Origin of the sequence: Haloglomus halophilum, assembly GCF_024298885.1 — an archaeon.
Classification (GTDB): domain Archaea; phylum Halobacteriota; class Halobacteria; order Halobacteriales; family Haloarculaceae; genus Haloglomus; species Haloglomus halophilum.
In genome coordinates, this window is sequence record NZ_CP101166.1 from 3,260,538 (window position 1) to 3,281,745 (window position 21,208).

Here is a 21,208-nt window from a genome sequence, read left to right on the forward strand (position 1 = left end):
TCACCGGGCCGAGAGCGCTCGCCCTTCGATTCCGCCAGGGCCGCGCGTTGGTCAGTCAGCAGCCGTGGGCCTCTCACCTCCCCAGCCGCCTGTGATGCTCGCTGACGCTGTCGTCGGACTACGTCCGACTGCAAGCGGTACGGAGTCCCGCTCTGTCGCCGAAAATCGAAGATTTTCGAGATCACGAGAGAGCGACGCTCTCTCGGACGACGCTTCTCGGCCCTCGCGTGCTTAGAGGCGGCTGGCCTTCGGCACAGCCGCCAGCACGCGCCGGTTGGACTGACTGGTGTTCGCGGCCATATTATCCAGAAATGCAGAATATTACTGGCAAATCCTCGGCATAGGTTTTGAACATAACTCTTCCTGACTTAACCTGGCATTTCCATCTGTTATTCGCTCAGCGGACGCGCAACAACGGCAAGGTGGTCGTCGTGGGTGGGGTCCAGCCGTTCGGTCTCCAGCACCTCGTACCCCTTCCGGAGGTCGGACAGCACCTGGTCGAACACGTCGTCCGGGTCGGCCACCACGTCCTCGCTCCGGGCCTTCACCGAGAGCAGGAGCCGGCCATCCTCGCGGAGGAACCGGCGGTTCCGGAGCGCGACCGTTGCCTGCCCGCGCGTCGCCACGTCCTGCACCAGGGCGTCGACGGGTTCGACGACGTGTGCGTACGTCTCCGGTTCGCGGGCGTCCTTCAGCAGCGGAAAGAGGTTCGGCCGGGGCTCGGCGGCGTCCAGCAGGTCACGTGCGGGTCGGGGGGCGAACTCGACGGCGTAGGTGGGGCCAGCGAAGTCGGCGACGTGTGAGACGGTCGTCCCCGCGGCCGCGCCGAGGTAGAGGACCGTCTCGCCACCCGCCAGTCCCGTGTCCAGTCCCCGGCCGAGCATCGCACCGAGCTTCGACCGGCCGGTGTCCCACGCGCGCCAGTCGCCGTCGGTCGGCTCCCCGTAGACCGGCGGCCCGCGCGTGGCGAGCCGCTCCTCGCCGTCGAACGGCCGGCGCTCGACCCCCTCGGGCAGGGTCGGCGTCACTCGTCGTCACCTCCGGTCGTTGCGTCGTCACCGTCGTCGCCCTTCCGCGCCCGGATGGTCGCGATGCGGTCACGGAGCTGTTCGTCCAGTACCGGCCGGCGCTCGCCGGTGTAGTGGTCGGCGCGAGCGGCGATAGCCAGCTTGCCGGCGAGCGCGCGCGCCGCCGACCCGCGGTCGTCGGGATGTGTGTTCTGCACGGCCTCGTGGATGTAGATGACGCCATGCTTCGGCGACGGCGCCCGGCCGCGGAGGTGCGCGAACAGTGCCTCCTCCGCGCCGAGTACCTGAAGCGTCCCCGAGGGCTTGCGCGCCAGCGTCTCCAGTCCACCGGCGAGCGCGATGAGCCGCGCGGCGAGCACGGGCCCCGCGAGTGCCGAGAGGTTGGGCGCGACCTCCGGGGCGGTTCGCTCGATGCTCGCACGGAGGTCGGCTGCCTCGTCGTCGAGGTCACGGACGCGCCGGGCGAGTTCGACTACGCGGCGCTCGTCTGGTTCCGGGTCGCGCTCGGCGAGTTCGCGGGCGAACTCGATGCCGGCGCCCGGGTCAGCGACCAGTGAACTTCCCCACTCGGCGACGCGCTCGGCGAGTTCGTTCGCGACCCGCTCGCAGTCGTCCATCGCCCGAATACTATGCTGCAACTGTCGGTCATCCGACCGTTCGTACTCCTGCACCGCGGCCCGCGTCGCGGCCATGCTCGCGTCGTGTAAGATTTCGTAATAATCGTTCTCGTCGGCAGCGAATCCCGACTCGACCGCGCGTGCTGGCCAGTCATCTGGGGTGTCCGCGGTGCCATCACGGATGGCCTCAGCGGCTGCTTCCTCGTCGTCGCGGTCGATCCCCTCGAACCAGCCTTCGTCCGAGGAAGCGGTGCCGTCCATGGCGCGTCGTTGCGCGGTGGGTCACATAGACGTATTGGAGACGGGTTCATACTGGCGCAGGGAACCGGCAGCCATGGTTAACGCACTCTGTCGAGTAGTCCAGTAGCGTAGAGATGTCCGGACTGTTGTAGACTCGAATAGTCGAATTGTGGTGTCGCAGCTATCCATCCGGCGCAATATCCATCGAACAAGTCCATTTCTGTGCGACCTATTAGATAAAGATACAATCCCCTCTCCTGCAATCTACACGTCGACCATCAGTTCTGCTGTTTGGAGGATGTCCTTGAGATCAGCGAGGTGCTCCTCCGCCTTCTGCACTTGGCCAGCCTCAAAATAGGCTAACGACTTCGCGAGATCCGCAGAAATCGCATCGGCCTCATCTTTGAATTTATCAATCTCGTCCTGTGTTGAGACGATCACCAGCTTCTGGAGCGTTGGATCGGAGTTCTGTGCTTTCATCAGGTTGAGTAACGCAGAATCACGGCTCCCCTTCCGGTGGACCTCGAAAGCGTAGGCGATAACCCCGAGATTTGCGACGCGAGTACTCCACCGCACGTCGAGTCGGGCGCCGGGCCCTGCTTCATACTCCTCTTCAACATCGAAGCCGAGGCCGTCACCGATTTCCAGAAGCTTCCCCTTGAACTCCTCATGGTCGAAGTCCTGGATAGGTTGGGTCTCGCTCTCCTTTTCACCATCTTCCTCATCGAGATCCAACTCAGAGACGTAAAAGAGGAAGTAGTCAACATCGATCAAATCCTCGATTTTCACGCCTCCAGATTCTGTCTCGATCTCGTCTAATCGCTCCTTCACCTCATTTACTGTCTCAAGGAAATCGATGTACTGGTCACCACTGGAAAGTCGCGAGGGAACGTCGTAGCCGAGATGCTGTAATGCTTCACGGGCCCGCCGATTATAAATCGCGCACTCATCAGGATAGAGGAAGGTAAGAATCTCCGTGATACTTGCCGGACCCAGCATATTCACGTCCTCGGTCAGGATGTCAAATTTCTTCGCGATATCGTCCGTCTCATAGAGCGCTTCGTGGAAACGTGACCGTACGTTCTCGATTCCGTCTTCGAGGATCTCCCCAACGAGGTAGTCCTTGTTCGTCCACCCACGGAAGGCCCAGAGGTTCCGGACGAGTTCCCGGATATCGCCCTCATTAAAATCGGTGACGCGCTCTTCAGAGACGAGATCCGGGAACTCCTGTTTCTTCTCGATACGCTCAGTTGTGAACGCCTCTCCAGCCTGTTCGGTAAACTCGTGATAGTGTTCCTCCAATTCTCCGTCTGAGATAGGCATAGCCGCCCCATCGTCCACTATGCTTGAAAGAACTTCTTCTCATCCGGCCCGATCCACTGAATTTGGATTAGGTATATAAACGTGGGATGGTGATGGTGACAGATATCCGATATTCGGGGTTCAGGATTCGTCGTCCGCTGCAGCGATGACATCCGCACGAAGTTCGTCGGATATCCAGAACCCCGCCTCGCGGAGGGCATCGAGTTCGGCCTCGATATCGAGGTTGCCGTGCTTTGCCTCGCGAAGAAGGATACCGATCACGCCTGTCACGGACAGGCCGTGCCGCCGCGCGACACGGCGACCATCCCGCTCGTCGATCAGGAGCAAACCTGCCCCCTCGGTGACGGCGTAGCAGATTGCTGCTGTCTCGCCGATATCGAGTTCGTGGACAATCTCGACGAAGAGGTCGGACCGATCGACCGGAATGATCGTCAGGAACCCCTGCTCGCGTAGCTCTTGGAGCGCCTCCAGTCCCTCCTCACCCTCTGTGAGTTCGGTCCAGACCTGCTCTGGGGCGGTGATACCTGAGAACTGTGACTCGAGAAGATCCAATCGGCCAATGAGCGCGAGGTTCAGTAGTGGAGACGTGTCGGCAACGATGAGCTCGTCACTGCGCATACTCGACATCCTCGGCGAGTTCCGACTCACCGTAGTGGCGGGGAATCTCGCGTTCGCCGAGGAGTTGCTGGAACTCTCGCTTCGACATCCCGGCCAACGCGCGGGCCTTGCCGAACGAGAGCACGTCCTGGGAGTAGAGCGACACCGCCAGCTCCCGCTTCACCACCTCGGAGCGCTCACCCTCGGGAAGTTGGAGCGCCTCGTATACCTCGTCATCGATTTCTATGGTGGCCATGTTCGACGTTGGACAACTCGGCTATTGAGTGTTTGGCCGCCGCCTAATTCCCGTCGTATATCCGTGGTTTCGGTCGGTACCCGACTGGACTACTGTATGAGGTCTCAGCGAGAAGAGAGTGAATGGTGTCCACCAGGGGAATCGGAACTAACAGTTCCAGCCCGCGGCACGGTTTTTTCCGCGCATTCACCCAGAACTACGCCATGGAAGAGGTCACCGCCAACATATCGTTCGACCGGTTCGCGGACATGCCGGAGTTCTACGGCTCCGGGGCAGCCAGCTACCGGCTCGCGATGGTGAAGCGGCGCGAGGACTTCCTTGACATCTTCGAGGGGGCCGCCCACGTCGACGCCATCACCTACGCCGATACGCCCGAGCTGATGGTGCGGATGCTCACGGAGTACGACATCGGCTCCCTGGACGTCCTCGTGGGCAACGCGGATGACTACGCCGAACAGGTGAATGAGGTGGCGACGGCCCGGGAACTGGTCGACCTCCGCCAGCAGGACCGGCTGACCGTCCGCCTCAAGAACCAGAAGACGGTTCACTCGAAGATGTACCGCGTGGTGATGCCGGACGAGACGGTGAAACTCATCCACGGCTCGGCCAACCTCTCGGTTAACTCCTGGCAGTACCACACGAACCAGATCTCGGTCATCACGACGGAAGTCGGAACCGAACTGGACGAGGAGTTCCTCCAGTTTATCGACGAGTACCGCGAGACGTACAGCAGCCAAACGTTACTCGAGGGACTCGTCGAGGCGTTAGAGGAGGCGGATTCCAACGAGGAGCGCGAGGAACGCATCGAGTACTGGGTCGGAGCTGGCGACCTCGAGCTAAGCGACACGGCCGCCCTCAATCAGGACGCTATCGAGGACCTCGAGGAGGTAGCGGACCACGTGACCGCCGTCGTAGAGGATCCCGACGAGGCCGACGAGACGGTCGCGTTCGTGGAAGAACCGGAGAACGCCGACCGGTCTGTCGTCGAACCATCGGGAGCGGACAACGGCGACGGCACAACTGAGGCGTCTACCGACGACGATTCTGGTGAAGCCAACGACGGGGAACCAGAATCTGCTTCAGATGGAAACGAGCCGGCGGAGTCTCCCGACATCGGGCTGGTCGAGTCGGCACACGAGACGGGGCTGGGTGATTCCCTCGACCGTCCACGCGTTCGTGCCCCCGACCGACGCGTCCGTATCGGGACGAACCGGGTCGACCCAGACACCGCTGACGAGTTCGGGGCCAGCCTTCAGGACAAGGGCGCAACCGTCGAGGATCACTCCATCATGGCGCCACTCAGTGCCTACAACCAGCAGGTCAAGGAGTCCACGAAGATTCCGACGATGACGGTGCTACCGGAATCGAATCAGGTGGTCATCGGGGAGAAAGAGGACATGATCCTAGTTGCGACGGAGTCGCCCGATCCGGAGGTTCTGGACCACTGCCTATCGACGATAGAGGAGTACCTCGAGACAGTCGATGACCACGGCTACACACAGAACTCCGAGGCCATCATGGCGCAGATGTACGAGGCGTTCCTCTACGGGTTCTGGGCGCCGTTCGCCAACCAGTACGCGGAGAGCCTCTCATCGCCGTCACGGACCCTCGACAACGTCCTCCAGCACCTCTACATCCAGGGCAAGTCTGACGCCGGAAAGGACAAGCTCACCGAGTACATCCTTCGACTGCTCTCGGACAACATGGTCACCTCTGGAGTCGATGGTGACAGCATCGGAGTGAAGGAAGTACGGGGCGTCCGAGAGTGGGACACTTGCTTCCCGTACGCTATCATCGACGCGGAGAAGGACCGCATCGAGGACTGGGGAGCGATCCGGAACTACTGGAGTGACTGGACCCCAACCAGCGTCGACCAGCCTTGCCTCATCTTCACCACGAACGACGCACTCCCGAAGTCGGAGTTCCGCAATCGGATGAAGATCCTGAACATGGATGTCTCCTTCCCATCGAACCCGGAGGACCCGGGCTTCCACGAGGCGCAGGAGGACTTGTCCGAGGTGCTGGAGCAGGAGAACCCCATCTTCTCATACGTCGCACGTCGGATGGTTCGGGAGGAACCGTGGACCGACGGCACGGGCACGATTGAAGATGTCCGGCACATCCTCAACGACTTCTACGAGGAAGCAGACCGCCCCAAGCCCGACTACTTCCCCGCCGAGAAGCCAGCCGAGAAGACGTACGACACTGGTCGGATGAAGTGGCAGCGAGACATCCGCGGCGGGAGGGTCACCTTCGAGCCAGAGCCCGACGGAATCGAGGCGAAGTTCAAGCGAGAGAAGTACGAGGTGTTCGACTACGAAAAGCGCCTGAGCAAGCGATTCATGTCGGATCAATCCGGCAGCGACGTATTCATCGGTGACCCCGAGGCGTTCGCCGAGTGGGTAGGCTACTCCGTGGACGAACTACTCGAAGGGGTCGCCGAACAGGCTGGTGAAGACGAGGATGAGCCAGAAGAAACCGGCCCTGAGGAGGCACAGAGCGACCAGTCGGAGGACAGCGGTGGCGGGTTGCTCTCCCGGTTGCTCGGCCGATAGTCGTAGCGATGTATTCGCTATGACACCATGCGATATTCCCAACCTGATAGCAATCAGATACGACCCTCAGCAATTCAGAGACCCAGTTTGAAAATCCGATCGCGATACTCCGACTCGACGTCCTCGTAGTAACTGTGGATGTAGTAGTCGATGCCGCCTGCTGACTCCCATCCACTAGTTCCCACGGTGTCTCCCCTCATGTATCGGATTAATTCACGGTTCATGTCCTCCTGAACACGCCAAAACGTGGTGAATCGATGTCGTCCGAAGTGCGATGTAACCCCTTGATGTTGTTCGGTTTCATCGTACTCTGGTCTGAAGTGCCGTTTCCATGCCGTATTCATGACCTCATCGTCGGTCTGTGTATTGCTCCGCTGGCTCAGGAACAGCCATGGCTCGCCGTTATCGGGCCGGATGAGGAGGTATCGAATGAGAATCCGTCGCAGCTCGTCGTCTATCGGGAGGACACGGGGACGTTTTGACTTGTTCCCCGATCTGTCGTGGGGGATGTAGACGGCATCATCGTACTCACTGACGCGTGGTGCACTCCCCATCCGGTCGTAATGCTCCTGTACCTCCTGCTGGCGGATATTGATCTCGCTGATCTTGATATTCGCAACTTCACTGGCCCTCAGTCCGAGCTTCAACTGCACCGCGATAATCGCCTGGTCGAAGATATGGTCCACGTCGGCCAGAATCTCACGAAGTCGGTCTAAGGATATCCGTGGAGGCTCTTTCACGCGTCCAGTCGAGAGGTCGACCTGGCGCTCAGCCAGTTTGAATGGATTGTAATCGACCGAATGCGGGAATACGGAATCGTCCTGCCAGTACCGGTAGATTCGGTTCAGTCGAGTCAGCTTCTTGTTCGCTGTCCGTGGAGCGTTGTCGCGCTCCTCAAGTTCGATTTCGAGGAACCGTTTGACGTGGTCCTCGTTCGGACAGGTCGGCTGCCGACCCTGCTCAGCCATAAACTCCTTCCACTGCTGGATGACTCGTTCGTAGCCTCTTATCGTATCATCCGCCGGCCCGCTGGGCTCGAGATCGTTCTCGAAGAACGGCGCGAATGCGTCCTTCTTGAGTTCGCGGAACTTCTGATCATACTGTTCGAGTGGATCGATTGTTTGACCGAATTTCTCTGCGATTTCTCTGCGTGTTTTGTCAGTCATGGTTATCGCTTGTCGTTCTGTGAGAGCTTCTTCGCCCAGACCTCGCTGGGGTAGTCGTACTCGACGACCGCCATGTGTACTGGATGATAGACATGGGGATGCTCGGTATGCCAGAGCAGCCAGGAGTAGAACTCCTCTATCGGCTGGAAGTACTCGAAGTAGACCGTTTGGAGCTTCCGTGTGTGGCTCTGCCGCCCGATAGAACCGTCACGCAGCGCCCGGAGGAAGCCAGCGACGTGCTCAGGATCGCAGAGGGCGTGGTGCCGGTCGATGTCGCTCAGGTGGTCTGCAAGATACCGACCCGCTTTCTCGTACCGGGTTCGTGTCGCATCTGAATCGAATTTCTCTGTCTTGACTTCGGCGAACTCCGCCCAGGTGTCCTCACCAGCGTAATCCCCCGCGTAGTTGGCGAGCTGGTACCGCTGTGGCACCTGCTCGAGGCGCTTGTAGACCCCCATCCGGTCCTTGACATCTTGCGAGAGCGTACGCGCTGTTTCCCCCGTCACTGCTGGCTCTCCTCTAGGCTGTTTGTTGCGAGGTGATAGCCGTCACCAGTCTGACGTAGCTTCAGTCCTTCCAGCTCTTCCAGGTGCTCCGTCACTCGACCAGGGACCGTGTTGATTACGTGCTGGACGATCTCTTCGTACGAGGCTCCAGGGTTGGCGCCGATGTACTCGAGTATTTCCTGCTGTTCGTCTCTGTAGAGCGCATCCTCGAGCTCCTGAATCCGTTCACGAGCGCGCTTCAGTTCATCTCGGAGGTTATTGCGCTGCTTCCGTAACTCTCGGACCTCGTCCCCTTCTGCCGTAGCGGGAGCATCGAACTTCTTCAGTCCAGCTTCAATCATGGCCTCGGCGAAGGCGGACCGAGAGCGGAACCCCAGTTCCTCGCATCGCGACTCCCAGCGTTCCATCTGCTCGTCACTGGGGTAGGTCGCGACCTGGTTCGTCTCCGTCATGGTCTGAGAGCGGTCATCTGAGCTGGTTAGGGGCGGTCCGATCCCTCGAGACTGTGAGGTTCCAGGTGCAGTTCTCGATTAACCACCTGGACGACTATTGCGTCGCTCTCCTCCGGCTCAACCCCGAGACGGAGGAGTTGAGCTGTACTCAAGAAGATCGCTACCCCGACAACCTCTCCTTGCGGTCCCTGGCATAGGGGGACGAGACTCCCACAGTTACCAACCGGAGTCTCCCCGGATTGGGGTAGGTCACGAACGCGCTCACTCATTGTGACCCTCCAGTGTATTGTCGCACGCGTGGGTCCGCCAGCGAACAACGACGAATTGTTGTTCGAAATCTGATTGTTCAGTGGTTCCTGATTTGTTGTCCATTCTGCACGGGACGCACGCGCTCCAGACGGATATATTTAAAATAGTTGACTGTTTGGTGGGGTAATGAATGTTTCTTCTAATCCGCCAAAATATGGCTCAGAGTGAGTATTTACGCCATCCCGAGCTGCCCGTGCGAAAAATATATAAAAATTCTGTTAATATGTGGTATACCTCGCCGCTGTGAGTGCCGGCTTAGTCCAAAAGGAGTAGAGTACAGGATAATCTCATCCAATATTACGACAAGGACTAACACACAGTCGCCCCTCGCCTTGGTCATGTCGAAGTGCTGGGTGACTACGGGGAGCACGAATCCCGAGGCGGTGGTGAACCCGCTCGCTGCGGCGTGTACGGAGTGGGACTATGCTCCGGATGAGGTCTACCCGCTTGGAAATCCTGGGGTCGCAGATCAGATCGCCGATACGCGAGTCTCTACGAACACATCTCCGAGGCCGACAACAGCTCGCACGAGGACATGTCTGTCTCGAACGCTGGCTGGGAGGAGAAGCGCGAGGCGATTCAAGAACACACGGTACTCCGGCTGAACAAGCCCCTCGTCCAGAACTGGCCCGAAGAGTGGAACGGGGAGACGATTGCGGATCGAGGCGCGTGGCTTGCAGACCGCGCGAACCAGATTTGGGAGGCCCCAGACTCCGACTACTGGGACCAGTAACGCGTGTGCGTCACGCGACGACAGTCTCTGGCCGACGCTGTAACTGCTGCGTGAGCGAAATCTTTTATAAGTAACAGGCAGCACCTGCTGCCTCTCAACTGCTGCCGGGTGACCTTTTATGTCGATGTATCACAGAGAACCTGATGTGCAGACCGGGAGACCGTCCCTCGGAAGCGGACGGCCGGTGTATAGGCACCGACCACCCGGCTGCCATCTAAGCAGCATGAAGTCAGAAGCAATTCGCCGACAAAGTCCTGTCGGCCACGACGCGGTAGAGGCAGAGAACACAACCAACATGCGGCCCACGGAGGTGCGGTCATGAGCGTGGATAACCGCGATGAGGTGCTGGAGCGCGACGGTCGCCAGTGCCGGATTTGCGGTGCCGCCGACCGCCAACTCGAGGTCCACCATGCCACCCCGCAGTCAGACGGTGGTAGTGACGACCCCGAGAACCTCCTCACCCTCTGTGACCGGTGCCACACGCTGGTCCACAGTCGCACGCGCGAAGAGGAGGTCCCACTCGACCCAGAAGAGGCCCGGGTCGACATGACCCAGAGCGACCTCGCGATTATCAAGGCGCTCTCCGAGGTCGGAGCATCCACCCCGCCCGAACTCGAGGAGGTGGTCCGATTCAGTGAGCCGACCGTGCGGCGGCGCCTCCACGCGCTGACGGTCGACGACATTGTCGCCCCACGCCTCGATGGCAAGTGGGACTTCGCCGAGGAGGTCAGCCGGTCCGCTGTCGGCCGGTGGCCGGAGAAGTCCGCCCGCGCAGCGCGGTACGCGCGAAACGAGGTCATGCGGCGGATGTTCGAGTCCGGCATGACGAAGTCGGAAATCGCCGACATAGTCGGACTCGATGACCGGACGGTCGGTCACAACATCACGCAGGCACGGGCCCTGCGCCCACCGCTCGAACCGATGACCGACATTCACCTCTCGGTGGTTGACGTAGAGTAGGGGCAAACTCGGTAGGCCGCCTCTGATATGGTCTGAACCATTACACCAATTTTTTGATAAATATCCCGTAGCGGGGCCTCCATGTGTAGTCTGACGTAGTCTAGTTCTGGCCATATCTGGCCAGATTTATGGGCAGAATTATGGCCTGCAATTGCTCTATATCAGTACCCAATCATTTTGCTGGGCATCCCCGTGAGCGGTGCAGTTTGGTCCGAGCACCGTAATTAATTTCTACCGGGACAGAAGTCTCTCCTGCTGTTCACTACTATCTAAAAGTAAACTGATACAATATATTGCAGAGTAGAACGTAGTTCCAGTGTGTATGGGTACAATCCGTGTTGACGATGTCCCACTCGATGAAATGGCGCAAAAGGCTCTCATCCTACTGGGGCGGGAGGAACTCTTGGAACTTGATACATCAGAACTTAACAAAAAACTCAAGGGGGCAAATTCAAATCAAGTCAGACACCGAATCAGGAGACTCAAACAGGCTGGATGCGTTGAGACGCATAAGAATCCTAATTCGAACAACGACCCGCGGGATATCCAGATGACTGGGAAAGGACAGAATGTTCTCAACCGGGTTGAGGTGGATGAAAAAGAGGTGAAGACAGAAGAAGACAGAATCTCGGAACTTGAAGAGGAGTTTTCGGATCTGAGGGACGAGTTCGATGCCTTGGAGGGTGGAGTTGATGACCTCTCTGAGGCCCATGCGAGGGTCAGTGGCCGCCTTCGTTCCGAACAGGAGATTATACAGAAGCAGGAAGAGATCAGGGAGCAGCAAAAGGAGATAGAGGAGGAGTTAGCGGAACTCCGTGAACAGGTTGTGGGCTCTAATCCGTCTTCTAGGGAGTTAGAGCTGTCTGACGAGGAGATCCGCAATCTCAGAGGGCTGTTAGATGTTATATCTGAGTCGGGTGGCGATGGTGGTGGCGGGTTGGTGTAACCGTACGTGCTGATCTCAAGGAGCCCAGTACTACCCAGTACGTCGAGTATGTACTGGTCGACGACAGTCTGGACTCTGGCGACCGGGTCGATGTCTCCAACTCCGACTATGCGACCCAGCCGATTCTGCCCAAGAAGTTCCGGGATTACATCTACACACTATATCCAGTTCTCGAGGATGGGTTGATTCACCTGCCGTACTGGTTCTACCTCATGCTCTGCTGAGGGCGGCACGGGGGCTCTCACCGGCAGCAAGTGGTTGTATCTGAGCGGGCTATCGCAGAAAATTTTGCCGTTTCTGGGCCGATATTATTTAAACAGTATCAACCCATCTGACCGTGGTATCTAGCATACGGATGGGATATACTACAGTAACGTGTCCAGTTGGTACTTAATTATTATTTTTAATCTAAATACACCAGAATTAAGTTTCAAACAGCCGAATATGTCTCATGGGAAGCACCGGACTTCACAAGCGCGACGTAGAGATCCTGAAAGGGGTTGGCAAGCTTGGAGGTGAGGCTTCGATATCACAGGTGCATCGTTCCACGAATATCGATTCTCCATCGATTGAATTGAATCGTGCAATAATCCTAGAGAACGAGGGACTCCTCGAGATCAGGGTTGAGGAGGTGATGGGGACTAGGGTAAATCCTCGTCTCACTCTCACCAAACAGGGATGGGAGGCTCTTTTCAGCGTGCTGGTCCTGTAATCGGAATCTGGCGACGTGTTGAATCCTCTCGAACAAATCAGCCAGTTGGCAGGCCTGTTCCAGGGGATGACAGCTGATGATGATGATTCCCCGAAGTCCGACGATGATAGTAGCTCGGCGGAGGAGGACCGGAGTGGTCCAGAGGGCCCGTACAAAACTAGTTCGAGTTTGGTGAATCGCCATAGGGCAGCGGTTTCTGCTGTTGCTGAGTGGCCGTAATCGTCTCTCTGTGATGGCTGTTCACGACGTTACCTGAACAAATCATCCTGCTGATTGATATGTGGTAATTGTTCGACTCAATGTTCATAACTCAACAGACCAATCCGACTGCAGTCTGGCGATTCACCAGAGCCTAGGAATCCAAACTGAGCATCTTTCGATCCCAGTAACTTGATATCCGTATCCGAACAGATGGTGATTACTGTGGGACACGTCTACTACCACCACCCGGGTGACAAGCAGTTCTCGCTCGACTTCGTGCATCCGGACTCTGATGAGGCCCTTTCCCGGGTCGTAGGTTACGACGAGGAGATCGCGGTGAAGGTACGAGCCTATGACCTAGAGGAATCGTTCTACGCGATCTACACGACCCGCACGTTCAGCGGCACGCCGGTTCGGGAGATGGAATTCGATCTGAACGCAGCGCTCGAATCCGTCGGTGACGCTAGTAGTACCATCGTCCTCCGGCTCATGGACACCTATCGGACAATCGTCTCTGAAAACGAGGAGGAGAAGGGAACACCCGTAGAAGCGTACAAGCAGGAAGATGTCAGAGAGCTCGCCGATGCACTCGACAAGGTTACCTGGACCGGATCGGCAACAGATGTCGCTGGACGGCTCGCTTCGAACGTAATCCTGAAGCACGCACTTCCGAACGCGAACCATCGGACCGGTGTGGCACTGATCCAGTTCTACCTCCGCCGTCTGGACCCGGAGTTCTCGATGCCGGAGACCTACGTGGAGGTTGACCCCGAGACGTACGACTGGCGAGAGTGGGTGAATTCGTACATCAACGAATCGAAACGGCTACTGACGGTTCGTCGGAAAAACGTCCTGTTCAAGCATCTTCAGGGGTTCGGGGCAACGACGCTGGAACGCAAGCACGGGATCGAAATCGACCTCTCGGCGTACGAGTTGGACATGCACCCGAGCGAGGCAAAGGAAATCTACGCTGAAGAGCATGAGAACCTCTGGATCGATTTCGTGGAGGAAGCCGTAGAGAGGGTTGGACACACGGAACTGAAGCAGACACCAGCGATGTCGAAAACGGAGTTCGCCGCTGCGATACGGGACCTCGAATGACGGCTGGTCAGTCCTGCAGCGTTGCGACCATCCGTCCCGTCTCTTCGGCCTCCTCGCTAGGCGACATGTCGTACGCCGCGAGTGCCTCGTCGACGGCCTGATCGAGGGTCATGTTTCAACCGAAGATTAGCCATCCATCCAAATAAACTCTCGCATCGCCTTTGCTCCCCCCGCGAATACGTCTGATAATCCGGAGGCGGACTAGGACACGATACTGCAGTAATTGTTCGAAAAGGGCGTTGAAATACCGGGGATTCCGGCTCCGATCGTCACCCCCGCGTGAACCGCGCTCAAATCATGCTGTCAAGGTACAACATCGCCCCACCAACCTAAACACCAATCGGCCGGAGTATTGGTCAAAGCCTATGCCAAGCGGTGCTACCGAGGTTACGAACCCGTCGCTCGATCACGCAGAGAGCGACAGCAACAGGGCCATGTCGACCGTCGATGACCTCACCTTCGAAGAGGCGTGGCGGGAGATCCTAGTCGAAGCACGCGAAAGCAACCTCAAGACAGATCTTGAGGAGCGTCACTCCCCGGCCACGTTCGAGCAGGTGCTTCCGCTCGCAGCGGCGAACTCGGATCGCGTGTCCATCACCCGTGAGCCGATGGGCCGCTGGACGGACATGACCGAGCACGTCCGGAACGATATCGAGACGCTGCTGGAAAAGGATCACTTCGTCCACCGATTCGTGAAGCCAGTCCCGAAGACGGAGCCGATCCTGAACCTCTTCGAACTCGGGTATCTCTACGACTCAGTCGCCCGATTCTGCTCGGAGATCGTCGTCTCGACCGAGACTGCAGGGCTCGAGAATATCCGGTTCCTCGAACTACCGGGCGAGCTTGATGAGTGGATGGGTCGGGTGGACGTACTCTGGCGAATGGCCAGCGAAGACATCCCGTTCCCGGACGCCTGCGACCTCGAGACGGTAATCGATGACCTCTATGCCGAACGACTGGGTTTCGTCGAGGCCGCCCGCGGGATGGAGATGTTCCTCCTGATCACCCCACCCAACGAGGAGGATGAGGACTTGAACCGAATCACTGATCGCATTGAAACAGGCTTCCGACGGAACGGTACCGTCACTCCGGAACTGGTGTTCGATTACTGCTACGGCAAGGCGAGACGTTACTGATTACTCCACCCCGGCGTCACGCAAGAACTCCAGCACCAGCCCGTCGTGTTCGAACCCCTCGTTGCGAAGGGCAGCAAGCGCATCCGTCGGGAGGTCCGCGAGCCACGCTGTCAGGTTGATCGCGCTCCCGTCGGACTGGATCCCGAGCAGTTGCCAGTCACCGGCGAACGTCCGCCCCGTATCCTCGCGATGGACCGACTCGTACACCGCGAACTGGTTCTTCAACAGATGGACCCGACGCTTGGCCCCGTCACCCGAGACGGATTTGATCTCGTACCGCGCCGGCTGCAATCGCCCATGGCTGTCGAGACTGAGCCCGACAAGGTCGAATCCCGCGCCGTCCCACACCTCAGAGATGTGGAGTGCCTCCCGTAGGAGCCGCTCTTCGTCGACACCTTCCTCGCCGTACCCTTCGAGCGTCTCCCGGACGTGGGTCTCCGTGACCAGCCCGTCGGAGAACGGCCAGCAGAGGACGTCGATCGCGTCCTCAAGTGTCGTTACCCGAGCCCCCCGGATGGTCTCCAGCTCTTCGCCCGCTAAGATATCGTCCAGACACTCCTGAGTCCGTTCGACTACGTCCGGAAGCGCCGCCAGCTCGGCATCCTGGCCGACGGCCATCTGCGCCCGGTGCTCGTGCATGTAGTCCTCGTCGTCGGGGGGCGACTTACAGAGGCACGCGAGTGCGTTCAGCAGAGCATCAGATAGAACCAGTATGGCAGGTGTATCACCCCATCCTCGACGGCAATCGCTCGGTCGTCGCTGACTGTATCGCCGGTGAGCACGATCCCGAATGGGGCGTTGTAGCTGTCGACGAACTCACGGATGGGTGCCGTAGCCTCGTCCATTGGTGGGCGATAGGCCAGCCCGACGGGCACGGGCGTGCCGTCGACCTCGAAGACGAAGTCGACCGTGCCGTCGCGTGCCCGCCAGAAGCTGACCGCGGGCGTGCTCTCGCCTCCCTGTGCGGCATCGATTCCGTAGGCGAACCGCATCGTATGATCGAACGCGGCGACGCGAGCCAGCGCAGCCTCGCGGTCGAAATCACGTAGTACCGTCTCTGCGCCCCCATCAGTAAGCGCCGTGACCAGCCCCGTATCGCGCAAGTAGAGGCGAACTGATCTGGGACGGCTGTTGTCGTACTCGGTGACGCCGGTCAGGAGGTAGAGTTCCTCGAGGGCAGGGAGGTAGCTGTCCGTGAGCGTCCGGCGGTCGACATCGAAGAGGTCCGCCAACCGCTGGTACCGGACCGGCTCGGCACCGTGGTTGCGGGCGGCCAGCGCACACAGCCGCTCCAGATCGGCGATGGTCTGGACCGAATCGAAACCCGGGACATCTTGGTAGAGCGCGTCCCGGACATCCTCTCGAAGTTCGGTGTACGCACTCGCATCGAGAGCCGCTGCGGATTCGACCGGGCCGTCGAGCGCGTAACTGATTGTGCCGCCCATAGCGAGGTAGTGGACCACCTGTGACTGGATGCGTCGTTCGACATCGGCTACCCGGTCGTACTGCGCCTGGAGGGTCGCTACGAGATTATCGAGATTCCCACTGTCGAGGGCCTTCGGCAGACTCCCTTCGCCCTCGCGAATCGGTGTCGGACTGACACGGGTGTCGCCGTCCTCGAGCTCCGGATACAGTGTGTAGATGTAATCTCGGAACTTCTCGGGTAGGATCGGCTGGGTTGCATAGTCGGAGTCGGCGATGTCGACCCGGTCGAGTTCGCGGTCGATCTGGATACCGGCGTTGGCGGTCACCACGATGTGCCGCTCGGGCCTTGCAGCCAGCATATCCGCGACCGGTGTCCCCCAGCCCTCTACGGTCGGTTTGCTTGGATGCTCGACGAGGTGGACGTCGTCGAGGAACACGAACTGTGGTGTCGGATCGTCGGCCCGGCCGAGGATGCGGCTCTCGTAGTAGCGGATGGCTTGTCGGAGGCCCTCATCGGACCGGAGCTGGTAGAGTGGATCCGCGTCGAAGGGTATGTAGCAGAACTGCTCCGGGGCCGCTCCTTGGTCGATACTATGGTGGATGAACTGCTTGATAAGCGTGGTCTTGCCGACACCACGACGGCCGACGAGCCCGAGAAGTCGCTGATCCTCGAACTGGCTGTCGGGCTGATCGGGCCGGGCCAGATGGTAGAAGTCACTCTTGGTGCGGGCGGGCAACTCGATGGTATCCGCCCCGGAGTCCCACCAAGGGTTGTGCTCGCCGAGCGCTCGGAGGAGCGCGTCTCCGCCCGCGTCGAACGACATATCTTACAGAGGCCATGGCGGGCACCGTAATGGATGTTCTGGCTACGAAACGTGCTCCGCGATGCCTGTTCCTAGCTTTTGAGTACCGAATCTCAGCGCACAGACAGCGGTTGGACGGATAGAAAGAACATCAAGATGTACTTAGAAGACGATATTAACACATTTCTATCTGTTTTGGCGAAGGGTTTATGGCTTCAAAGTGCATACTGATGCGTGCGGGGTGCCTGAAAGGCACGCCGCGATGTCGACTTGCGACATTCAGGGGCATCGAGGGGGGACCGCCTGCTGGGCGTCCGGGGGAGTGACGCCCGACACGAGATCAGATGAGGACTCACACGCTCCAGGGGGGAGGGACTCGGCGTAGGTCAGCAGCGACGACCATCCGGCCCGACTCGGTTGTGCCGGAGGTGGTCGCCTGATGCTGGTGTTCGCGTTCGACCGTGACTGGACCGTGGACGTGAACCCGCACCCGAGCCGGCAGGCGGTGCCGCTCGGGTGGGTACGGGAGCTCGCCCACGAGACAGAGCACGCGGTCTACGCCATCGGCAATCAGGACCTCGCCGAGGAGGCGGCCATCCCAGGCGTCGTCGACATCGTGGGGATGCACCCCGACGACTGGGACCGGTGGCTGGGAGGGAAGCGGCCCGACGGGTACTACGAGCGGTTCCCGGAGCGGCGTGAGCGACTGGCGCTCATCGAGGACCTCCATCCGGAGGCCGACGGCTACATCGTCGTCGACGACCTCGACCTGAGCGACGCGGCCGGGTGGAATCACTACCACGCCTGGGACTTCGTCCCGGCAGCCGAGCGGGGTGAGATCCATCCGGAGCTGCCGTTCGTCCGCGAACCGACCACTGACGGGGGGTATCCCACGTCTGCCGGCATCATCCCAGCAGACGCGGAACACCTCGACACGTGGCTCAAGGAGCAGACCGGCACGCCCGCATACGAAATCGAATACACCGATGATGGGGAGGAGCGAGTCGACCTCTGTCGGGACATCTCGGTCATCCGGAAGACGATGAGCCGAGCTGTCGAGCCGGTGTTTCGCTGTCAACCGGCTGCCCCCGATGAGGAATCGTTCACTGTCGGTATCACCGACATCCAGCAGGTGAGTGCCGTCAAACCGCCGACCGAGGCCTTCCTTCCGGCTACGGACGATCCGGCTGAGCGAGCAGCCACACTCGCTGACCTCGCGGCAGACAACCCGTTCTCCGTCGAGGTCTCGCAGGTGTTGGCGCTGCTCGACCGTGAGGATGATACCCCACAGGAAGCAGCGCTCGCGGCACTCCGGCAGGTCGCGGCGGTGCGACCTAGGGACTGCACCCCGGCGCTGCCCATCCTCCGGTCGCTACTGGCCGAGGGCTGCACCGCACCGGTGGATGCGCTGGCGGTGCTCGAATCCATCGGCGGCACGGATGCCGCCGATATCGCGCCGCTGGTCGAAGTCATCACCCCGTACCTCACGGACGACGATGACGACGTGCGTCGGCAGGCCGCGGGCTGTATGACGAAGATTGCGACGGCTGATCCCACCGATGCGGTTGGGGCAGTGTCAGCGCTAGCGACGTTGCTCGAGGACCGGGTGGCGACTCACCACGCTGCGCACACTCTATCGGTCGTCGCGGAGGCCGACCCGACGGCGGTCAAACCGGCGGTGCCTGCACTCGCCGACGCAGTTACTGACGAATCGTTGGATACTGGCACGCGCCTTAGCGCGACGGCAGCGCTCGGTCGGGTCGCGAACCACGACCCAACTATCGCGCTCGACCTCGTCAACGAGGTCGCGGCGTTGCTTGGGGCCGACGACCCGAAGCTCCGGAACAACGCGACAGGGTTACTGTGGGAAATCTCCCGGCTACACGCCGACCGGGTCGAGCCCCACCTCGACACCGTCGCAGAGCTACTGTCAGCCGACGACAACCTGACGAGGGTCAACGCCTCGGCGGTGCTGGCACGGGCCGCCGAGGACCTGCCAGAGACTGCGAGAGGGCACGTCGCCGAGGTACGCCCGCTGCTGAACGACGAGCATCACCTGGTGCGGAGGAACGCCTGTTGGGCTCTGGGCTACCTGGCCGACGAGGAAGCGCTCGACGTACTGCGGACCGTCACCGTGGAAGACGAGGACGAGGAGGTCCGCGAGCGAGCCCAGTGGGCCGTCTCGCGGATCGAGGGGGTGGCCTGAGAAACGATTTCAGCACCCCGGACTTGCACAGCCGATCGAACAACGCAGCACCCGAGAGAACCCAACAATGTCACCCGACACAACCACACACATCACGTTCGTACTCGACTCGTCCGGCTCGATGTCGAAGATCCGCGAGGACACCATCGGCGGCTTCAACACGTTCCTCGCCGACCAGCGGGAGGAACCCGGCCGCGCGTCGGTCACGCTGTACGAGTTCAGCGACAGCGTCTCTCAGGTCTATCAGGGCACGCCGCTGGCGGACGCTCCGGAGCTGGACACGGAGACGTACACGCCGGGCGGACAGACGGCGCTACACGACGCCATCGCGACGGCCGTCACCGAGACCGACGGTCATATCGAGAAGCAACCCGCGACGGTCCAGCCCGACACCGTCATCGTGGTGGTCCTGACCGACGGGAAGGAGAATGCCTCCGAAACGCCGCAGGACCGGGTGCGCGAGCTCATCGAGCAGTATCGGGAGGAACACGACTGGGAATTCCTCTTCATCGGCGCGAACCAGGACGCGGTCCTGACCGCGACGGAGATGGGCATCGAGGCCGACAAGTCGCTGGACATGGCCCACAGCGGGGAGGGAACCCAGGCGGCCTACGAGTCCACTTCGCGGAACGTCCGGGAAGCACGGCAGACTGGCGAGGCTGGTGGGTTCACCGACGCCGATCGGCAGCGGCAGGACGAGGTCGACGACAGGTGAGCATTATGGGAGTGTGATGGGGACCACTTCAGCAGCGCACAAGTACTGGGCTGAAAATTCCGGTAAGATGACTACTCTACCTGGGCCGATCAGCCGACGAGCTTAGAACACAGCTCGCAGCTTGCTGACGAACGACTGCCACAACCCAGCATCATCCGGTCCGGGGTCAGTCCGCTCGGCCGCTGCCACATGCACCGCCTCGACCTCACCGTCCGTAGCGTTGGAGACGAGTTTCACCGGCACACGATCACCCGCTTCCACCGCTGGAATCGTCCCGAGATTCAGATGCCCTCGCCCCTGCAACTCGACGATTACATTCCCACCGTTGCTGATTCGATCGACGGGGGCCTCCACGATTGATCCCACATCGACACCGGTCGGATCGAATGTCCCCTCGGACGACACGCTTGCCGAGCCGGTAGTCGCAGCGTCGGTGTCGAAGCGGGTGGTTGGTTCCTTCCCCGACATCGTCGAGTCAGCATCATCACTCCCCGCTGTCACATCATCCCAGATCGAGGCGAGCTCCTTTACCTTGTCATCGGGTTCCCCCCTTGCTCCAGGGTGCTCGGTGAGCTGGTTCCGCGAGACTCGCCCCTGCCCATTGAAGACGTGTTTGTTGACCCAGTCCCGTTCGGTCGGTGTATACCCTTCATAGGAGGCCAGATAACTCCGAAGCTGCCGCTTCTGTGCCGCCGACAGCTTCTGCACCGCCGTCGAGAGATCGTCCCCGGTCGCATCACCTCCTGGTCCCCCACCACTCTTGCTGTATGCATGCCCAAGCATACAGAGTGGTGTCATCACTTTCCACGGGATCGCGTCACCGTCTTCGTAGCCAAGGCGAGTATTGAGCAAGGCCTGTGCCGGCTGGACGAGTTGTAGCGTGACAAACCCCCCATCCAATCGGCCCTTGACGTAGTATCCCCCACCACCGGCTCGCTTGTGAAGAACGGGCACAGGGATGATTCCGGGCGGTAGTACTTAGTAACTTGCACCCATCGTGATTGCGCCCCCGGTTCGTTATCCGGTGTTGAGAGGGATGCTGGATCGTGATCTTCGGCGGTCGGTCAGGGCCGTGTAGTCCCAGAGAGCCATGCAGAAGTAGCACCACACAACGAAGCTATCCGCTCGCACACCAGCCAGCCGAAGCTATTTATCCTCATCCCGCCGAGGCTGAGGGAGTTCTACTGTGACGGGACCGCGCTATATTTTCTCCGGGCAGCC

20 protein-coding genes are annotated in these 21,208 nt (G+C 60.0%); 9 read left to right on the forward strand and 11 right to left on the reverse strand.

All coding sequences use genetic code 11. From position 1 onward, the window contains the following. Nucleotides 1-389 precede the first annotated feature (389 nt). The 5 genes from NL114_RS15930 to NL114_RS15950 all read right to left on the reverse strand — a co-directional run bounded on the left by NL114_RS15930 (nt 390) and on the right by NL114_RS15950 (nt 4,061). Nucleotides 390-1,028, reverse strand: a complete 639-nt coding sequence (locus tag NL114_RS15930; protein WP_254821900.1) for a fibrillarin-like rRNA/tRNA 2'-O-methyltransferase — start codon at nt 1,026-1,028, stop codon at nt 390-392. Next, nucleotides 1,025-1,906 (reverse strand): NOP5/NOP56 family protein, encoded by an 882-nt coding sequence (locus NL114_RS15935; protein ID WP_254821901.1) that lies wholly within the window; start codon nt 1,904-1,906, stop codon nt 1,025-1,027. Before NL114_RS15935 ends, NL114_RS15930 begins: the two co-directional genes overlap by 4 nt. A 243-nt stretch (nt 1,907-2,149) precedes the next feature. Next, nucleotides 2,150-3,208: a hypothetical protein gene (locus NL114_RS15940; RefSeq protein WP_254821902.1), complete on the reverse strand. Its 1,059-nt coding sequence runs from the start codon at nt 3,206-3,208 to the stop codon at nt 2,150-2,152. A gap of 120 nt (nt 3,209-3,328) precedes the next feature. Further along, nucleotides 3,329-3,826, reverse strand: a complete 498-nt coding sequence (locus NL114_RS15945; protein ID WP_254821903.1) for a PIN domain-containing protein — start codon at nt 3,824-3,826, stop codon at nt 3,329-3,331. Next, the gene (locus NL114_RS15950; protein ID WP_254821904.1) at nt 3,816-4,061 is read right to left on the reverse strand and encodes a UPF0175 family protein; all 246 of its coding nucleotides are present in this window, start codon (nt 4,059-4,061) and stop codon (nt 3,816-3,818) included. The genes NL114_RS15945 and NL114_RS15950 overlap by 11 nt, the downstream gene beginning before the upstream one ends. A 203-nt stretch (nt 4,062-4,264) precedes the next feature. Between NL114_RS15950 and NL114_RS15955 the strand changes: the two genes are divergently transcribed. Further along, entirely contained in the window at nt 4,265-6,616 is a 2,352-nt protein-coding gene (locus NL114_RS15955) for a restriction endonuclease PLD domain-containing protein (protein WP_254821905.1), read from the forward strand. Nucleotides 6,617-6,690: 74 nt separating this feature from the next. Here NL114_RS15955 and NL114_RS15960 read toward each other — a convergent pair whose 3' ends face one another. From NL114_RS15960 to NL114_RS15970, 3 genes are read right to left on the reverse strand one after another with little or no spacing between them, the layout of a single operon-like run. After that, nucleotides 6,691-7,782 (reverse strand): tyrosine-type recombinase/integrase, encoded by a 1,092-nt coding sequence (locus NL114_RS15960; protein ID WP_254821906.1) that lies wholly within the window; start codon nt 7,780-7,782, stop codon nt 6,691-6,693. Between the two features lie 2 nt (nt 7,783-7,784). Beyond that, the gene (locus tag NL114_RS15965) at nt 7,785-8,240 is read right to left on the reverse strand and encodes a hypothetical protein (RefSeq protein ID WP_254821907.1); all 456 of its coding nucleotides are present in this window, start codon (nt 8,238-8,240) and stop codon (nt 7,785-7,787) included. A 44-nt stretch (nt 8,241-8,284) separates the two neighbouring features. Further along, a complete protein-coding gene (locus NL114_RS15970; RefSeq protein ID WP_254821908.1) occupies nt 8,285-8,740 on the reverse strand; it encodes a hypothetical protein in 456 nt (151 codons plus the stop codon). A gap of 844 nt (nt 8,741-9,584) precedes the next feature. Here NL114_RS15970 and NL114_RS15975 point away from each other — a divergent pair. From NL114_RS15975 to NL114_RS16000, 6 genes are all read left to right on the forward strand, one after another. Further along, nucleotides 9,585-9,782: a DUF1524 domain-containing protein gene (locus tag NL114_RS15975; RefSeq protein ID WP_254821909.1), complete on the forward strand. Its 198-nt coding sequence runs from the start codon at nt 9,585-9,587 to the stop codon at nt 9,780-9,782. 318 nt (nt 9,783-10,100) lie between these two features. Next, nucleotides 10,101-10,742 (forward strand): HNH endonuclease, encoded by a 642-nt coding sequence (locus tag NL114_RS15980; protein ID WP_254821910.1) that lies wholly within the window; start codon nt 10,101-10,103, stop codon nt 10,740-10,742. 322 nt (nt 10,743-11,064) lie between these two features. Beyond that, complete coding sequence (locus NL114_RS15985; RefSeq protein WP_254821911.1) at nt 11,065-11,688, forward strand: hypothetical protein; 624 nt, start codon at nt 11,065-11,067, stop codon at nt 11,686-11,688. Nucleotides 11,689-12,139: 451 nt separating this feature from the next. After that, the gene (locus NL114_RS15990) at nt 12,140-12,400 is read left to right on the forward strand and encodes a hypothetical protein (protein ID WP_254821912.1); all 261 of its coding nucleotides are present in this window, start codon (nt 12,140-12,142) and stop codon (nt 12,398-12,400) included. Nucleotides 12,401-12,823: 423 nt separating this feature from the next. Next, nucleotides 12,824-13,702 (forward strand): DUF8172 family protein, encoded by an 879-nt coding sequence (locus NL114_RS15995; RefSeq protein ID WP_254821913.1) that lies wholly within the window; start codon nt 12,824-12,826, stop codon nt 13,700-13,702. Between the two features lie 365 nt (nt 13,703-14,067). Next, complete coding sequence (locus tag NL114_RS16000) at nt 14,068-14,838, forward strand: hypothetical protein (protein ID WP_254821914.1); 771 nt, start codon at nt 14,068-14,070, stop codon at nt 14,836-14,838. Here NL114_RS16000 and NL114_RS16005 read toward each other — a convergent pair whose 3' ends face one another. Continuing rightward, complete coding sequence (locus NL114_RS16005) at nt 14,839-15,477, reverse strand: hypothetical protein (protein WP_254821915.1); 639 nt, start codon at nt 15,475-15,477, stop codon at nt 14,839-14,841. A gap of 47 nt (nt 15,478-15,524) precedes the next feature. Next, the gene (locus NL114_RS16010; protein WP_254821916.1) at nt 15,525-17,087 is read right to left on the reverse strand and encodes an ATP-binding protein; all 1,563 of its coding nucleotides are present in this window, start codon (nt 17,085-17,087) and stop codon (nt 15,525-15,527) included. A 418-nt stretch (nt 17,088-17,505) separates the two neighbouring features. Between NL114_RS16010 and NL114_RS16015 the strand changes: the two genes are divergently transcribed. Further along, nucleotides 17,506-19,272 (forward strand): HEAT repeat domain-containing protein, encoded by a 1,767-nt coding sequence (locus NL114_RS16015; protein ID WP_254821917.1) that lies wholly within the window; start codon nt 17,506-17,508, stop codon nt 19,270-19,272. A gap of 67 nt (nt 19,273-19,339) precedes the next feature. Beyond that, nucleotides 19,340-19,987: a vWA domain-containing protein gene (locus NL114_RS16020; protein ID WP_254821918.1), complete on the forward strand. Its 648-nt coding sequence runs from the start codon at nt 19,340-19,342 to the stop codon at nt 19,985-19,987. A 102-nt stretch (nt 19,988-20,089) separates the two neighbouring features. On the opposite strand, the gene NL114_RS16025 is transcribed toward NL114_RS16020, so the two are convergent. Further along, nucleotides 20,090-20,941, reverse strand: coding sequence for a hypothetical protein (locus tag NL114_RS16025; protein WP_254821919.1), 852 nt, complete (start codon nt 20,939-20,941; stop codon nt 20,090-20,092). Nucleotides 20,942-21,208: the final 267 nt, after the last annotated feature.

What these genes read in the sequence shown, in the direction of transcription:
- NL114_RS15935 (WP_254821901.1), bottom strand. Translation starts at nt 1,906, where the DNA reads ATGGACGGCACCGCTTCCTCGGACGAAGGCTGGTTCGAGGGGATCGAC.
- NL114_RS15940 (WP_254821902.1), bottom strand. Translation starts at nt 3,208, where the DNA reads ATGCCTATCTCAGACGGAGAATTGGAGGAACACTATCACGAGTTTACC.
- NL114_RS15945 (WP_254821903.1), bottom strand. Translation starts at nt 3,826, where the DNA reads ATGCGCAGTGACGAGCTCATCGTTGCCGACACGTCTCCACTACTGAAC.
- NL114_RS15950 (WP_254821904.1), bottom strand. Translation starts at nt 4,061, where the DNA reads ATGGCCACCATAGAAATCGATGACGAGGTATACGAGGCGCTCCAACTT.
- NL114_RS15955 (WP_254821905.1), top strand. Translation starts at nt 4,265, where the DNA reads ATGGAAGAGGTCACCGCCAACATATCGTTCGACCGGTTCGCGGACATG.
- NL114_RS15960 (WP_254821906.1), bottom strand. Translation starts at nt 7,782, where the DNA reads ATGACTGACAAAACACGCAGAGAAATCGCAGAGAAATTCGGTCAAACA.
- NL114_RS15965 (WP_254821907.1), bottom strand. Translation starts at nt 8,240, where the DNA reads ATGGGGGTCTACAAGCGCCTCGAGCAGGTGCCACAGCGGTACCAGCTC.
- NL114_RS15970 (WP_254821908.1), bottom strand. Translation starts at nt 8,740, where the DNA reads ATGACGGAGACGAACCAGGTCGCGACCTACCCCAGTGACGAGCAGATG.
- NL114_RS15975 (WP_254821909.1), top strand. Translation starts at nt 9,585, where the DNA reads ATGTCTGTCTCGAACGCTGGCTGGGAGGAGAAGCGCGAGGCGATTCAA.
- NL114_RS15980 (WP_254821910.1), top strand. Translation starts at nt 10,101, where the DNA reads ATGAGCGTGGATAACCGCGATGAGGTGCTGGAGCGCGACGGTCGCCAG.
- NL114_RS15985 (WP_254821911.1), top strand. Translation starts at nt 11,065, where the DNA reads ATGGGTACAATCCGTGTTGACGATGTCCCACTCGATGAAATGGCGCAA.
- NL114_RS15990 (WP_254821912.1), top strand. Translation starts at nt 12,140, where the DNA reads ATGGGAAGCACCGGACTTCACAAGCGCGACGTAGAGATCCTGAAAGGG.
- NL114_RS16000 (WP_254821914.1), top strand. Translation starts at nt 14,068, where the DNA reads ATGCCAAGCGGTGCTACCGAGGTTACGAACCCGTCGCTCGATCACGCA.
- NL114_RS16005 (WP_254821915.1), bottom strand. Translation starts at nt 15,477, where the DNA reads ATGCACGAGCACCGGGCGCAGATGGCCGTCGGCCAGGATGCCGAGCTG.
- NL114_RS16010 (WP_254821916.1), bottom strand. Translation starts at nt 17,087, where the DNA reads ATGTCGTTCGACGCGGGCGGAGACGCGCTCCTCCGAGCGCTCGGCGAG.
- NL114_RS16015 (WP_254821917.1), top strand. Translation starts at nt 17,506, where the DNA reads ATGCTGGTGTTCGCGTTCGACCGTGACTGGACCGTGGACGTGAACCCG.
- NL114_RS16020 (WP_254821918.1), top strand. Translation starts at nt 19,340, where the DNA reads ATGTCACCCGACACAACCACACACATCACGTTCGTACTCGACTCGTCC.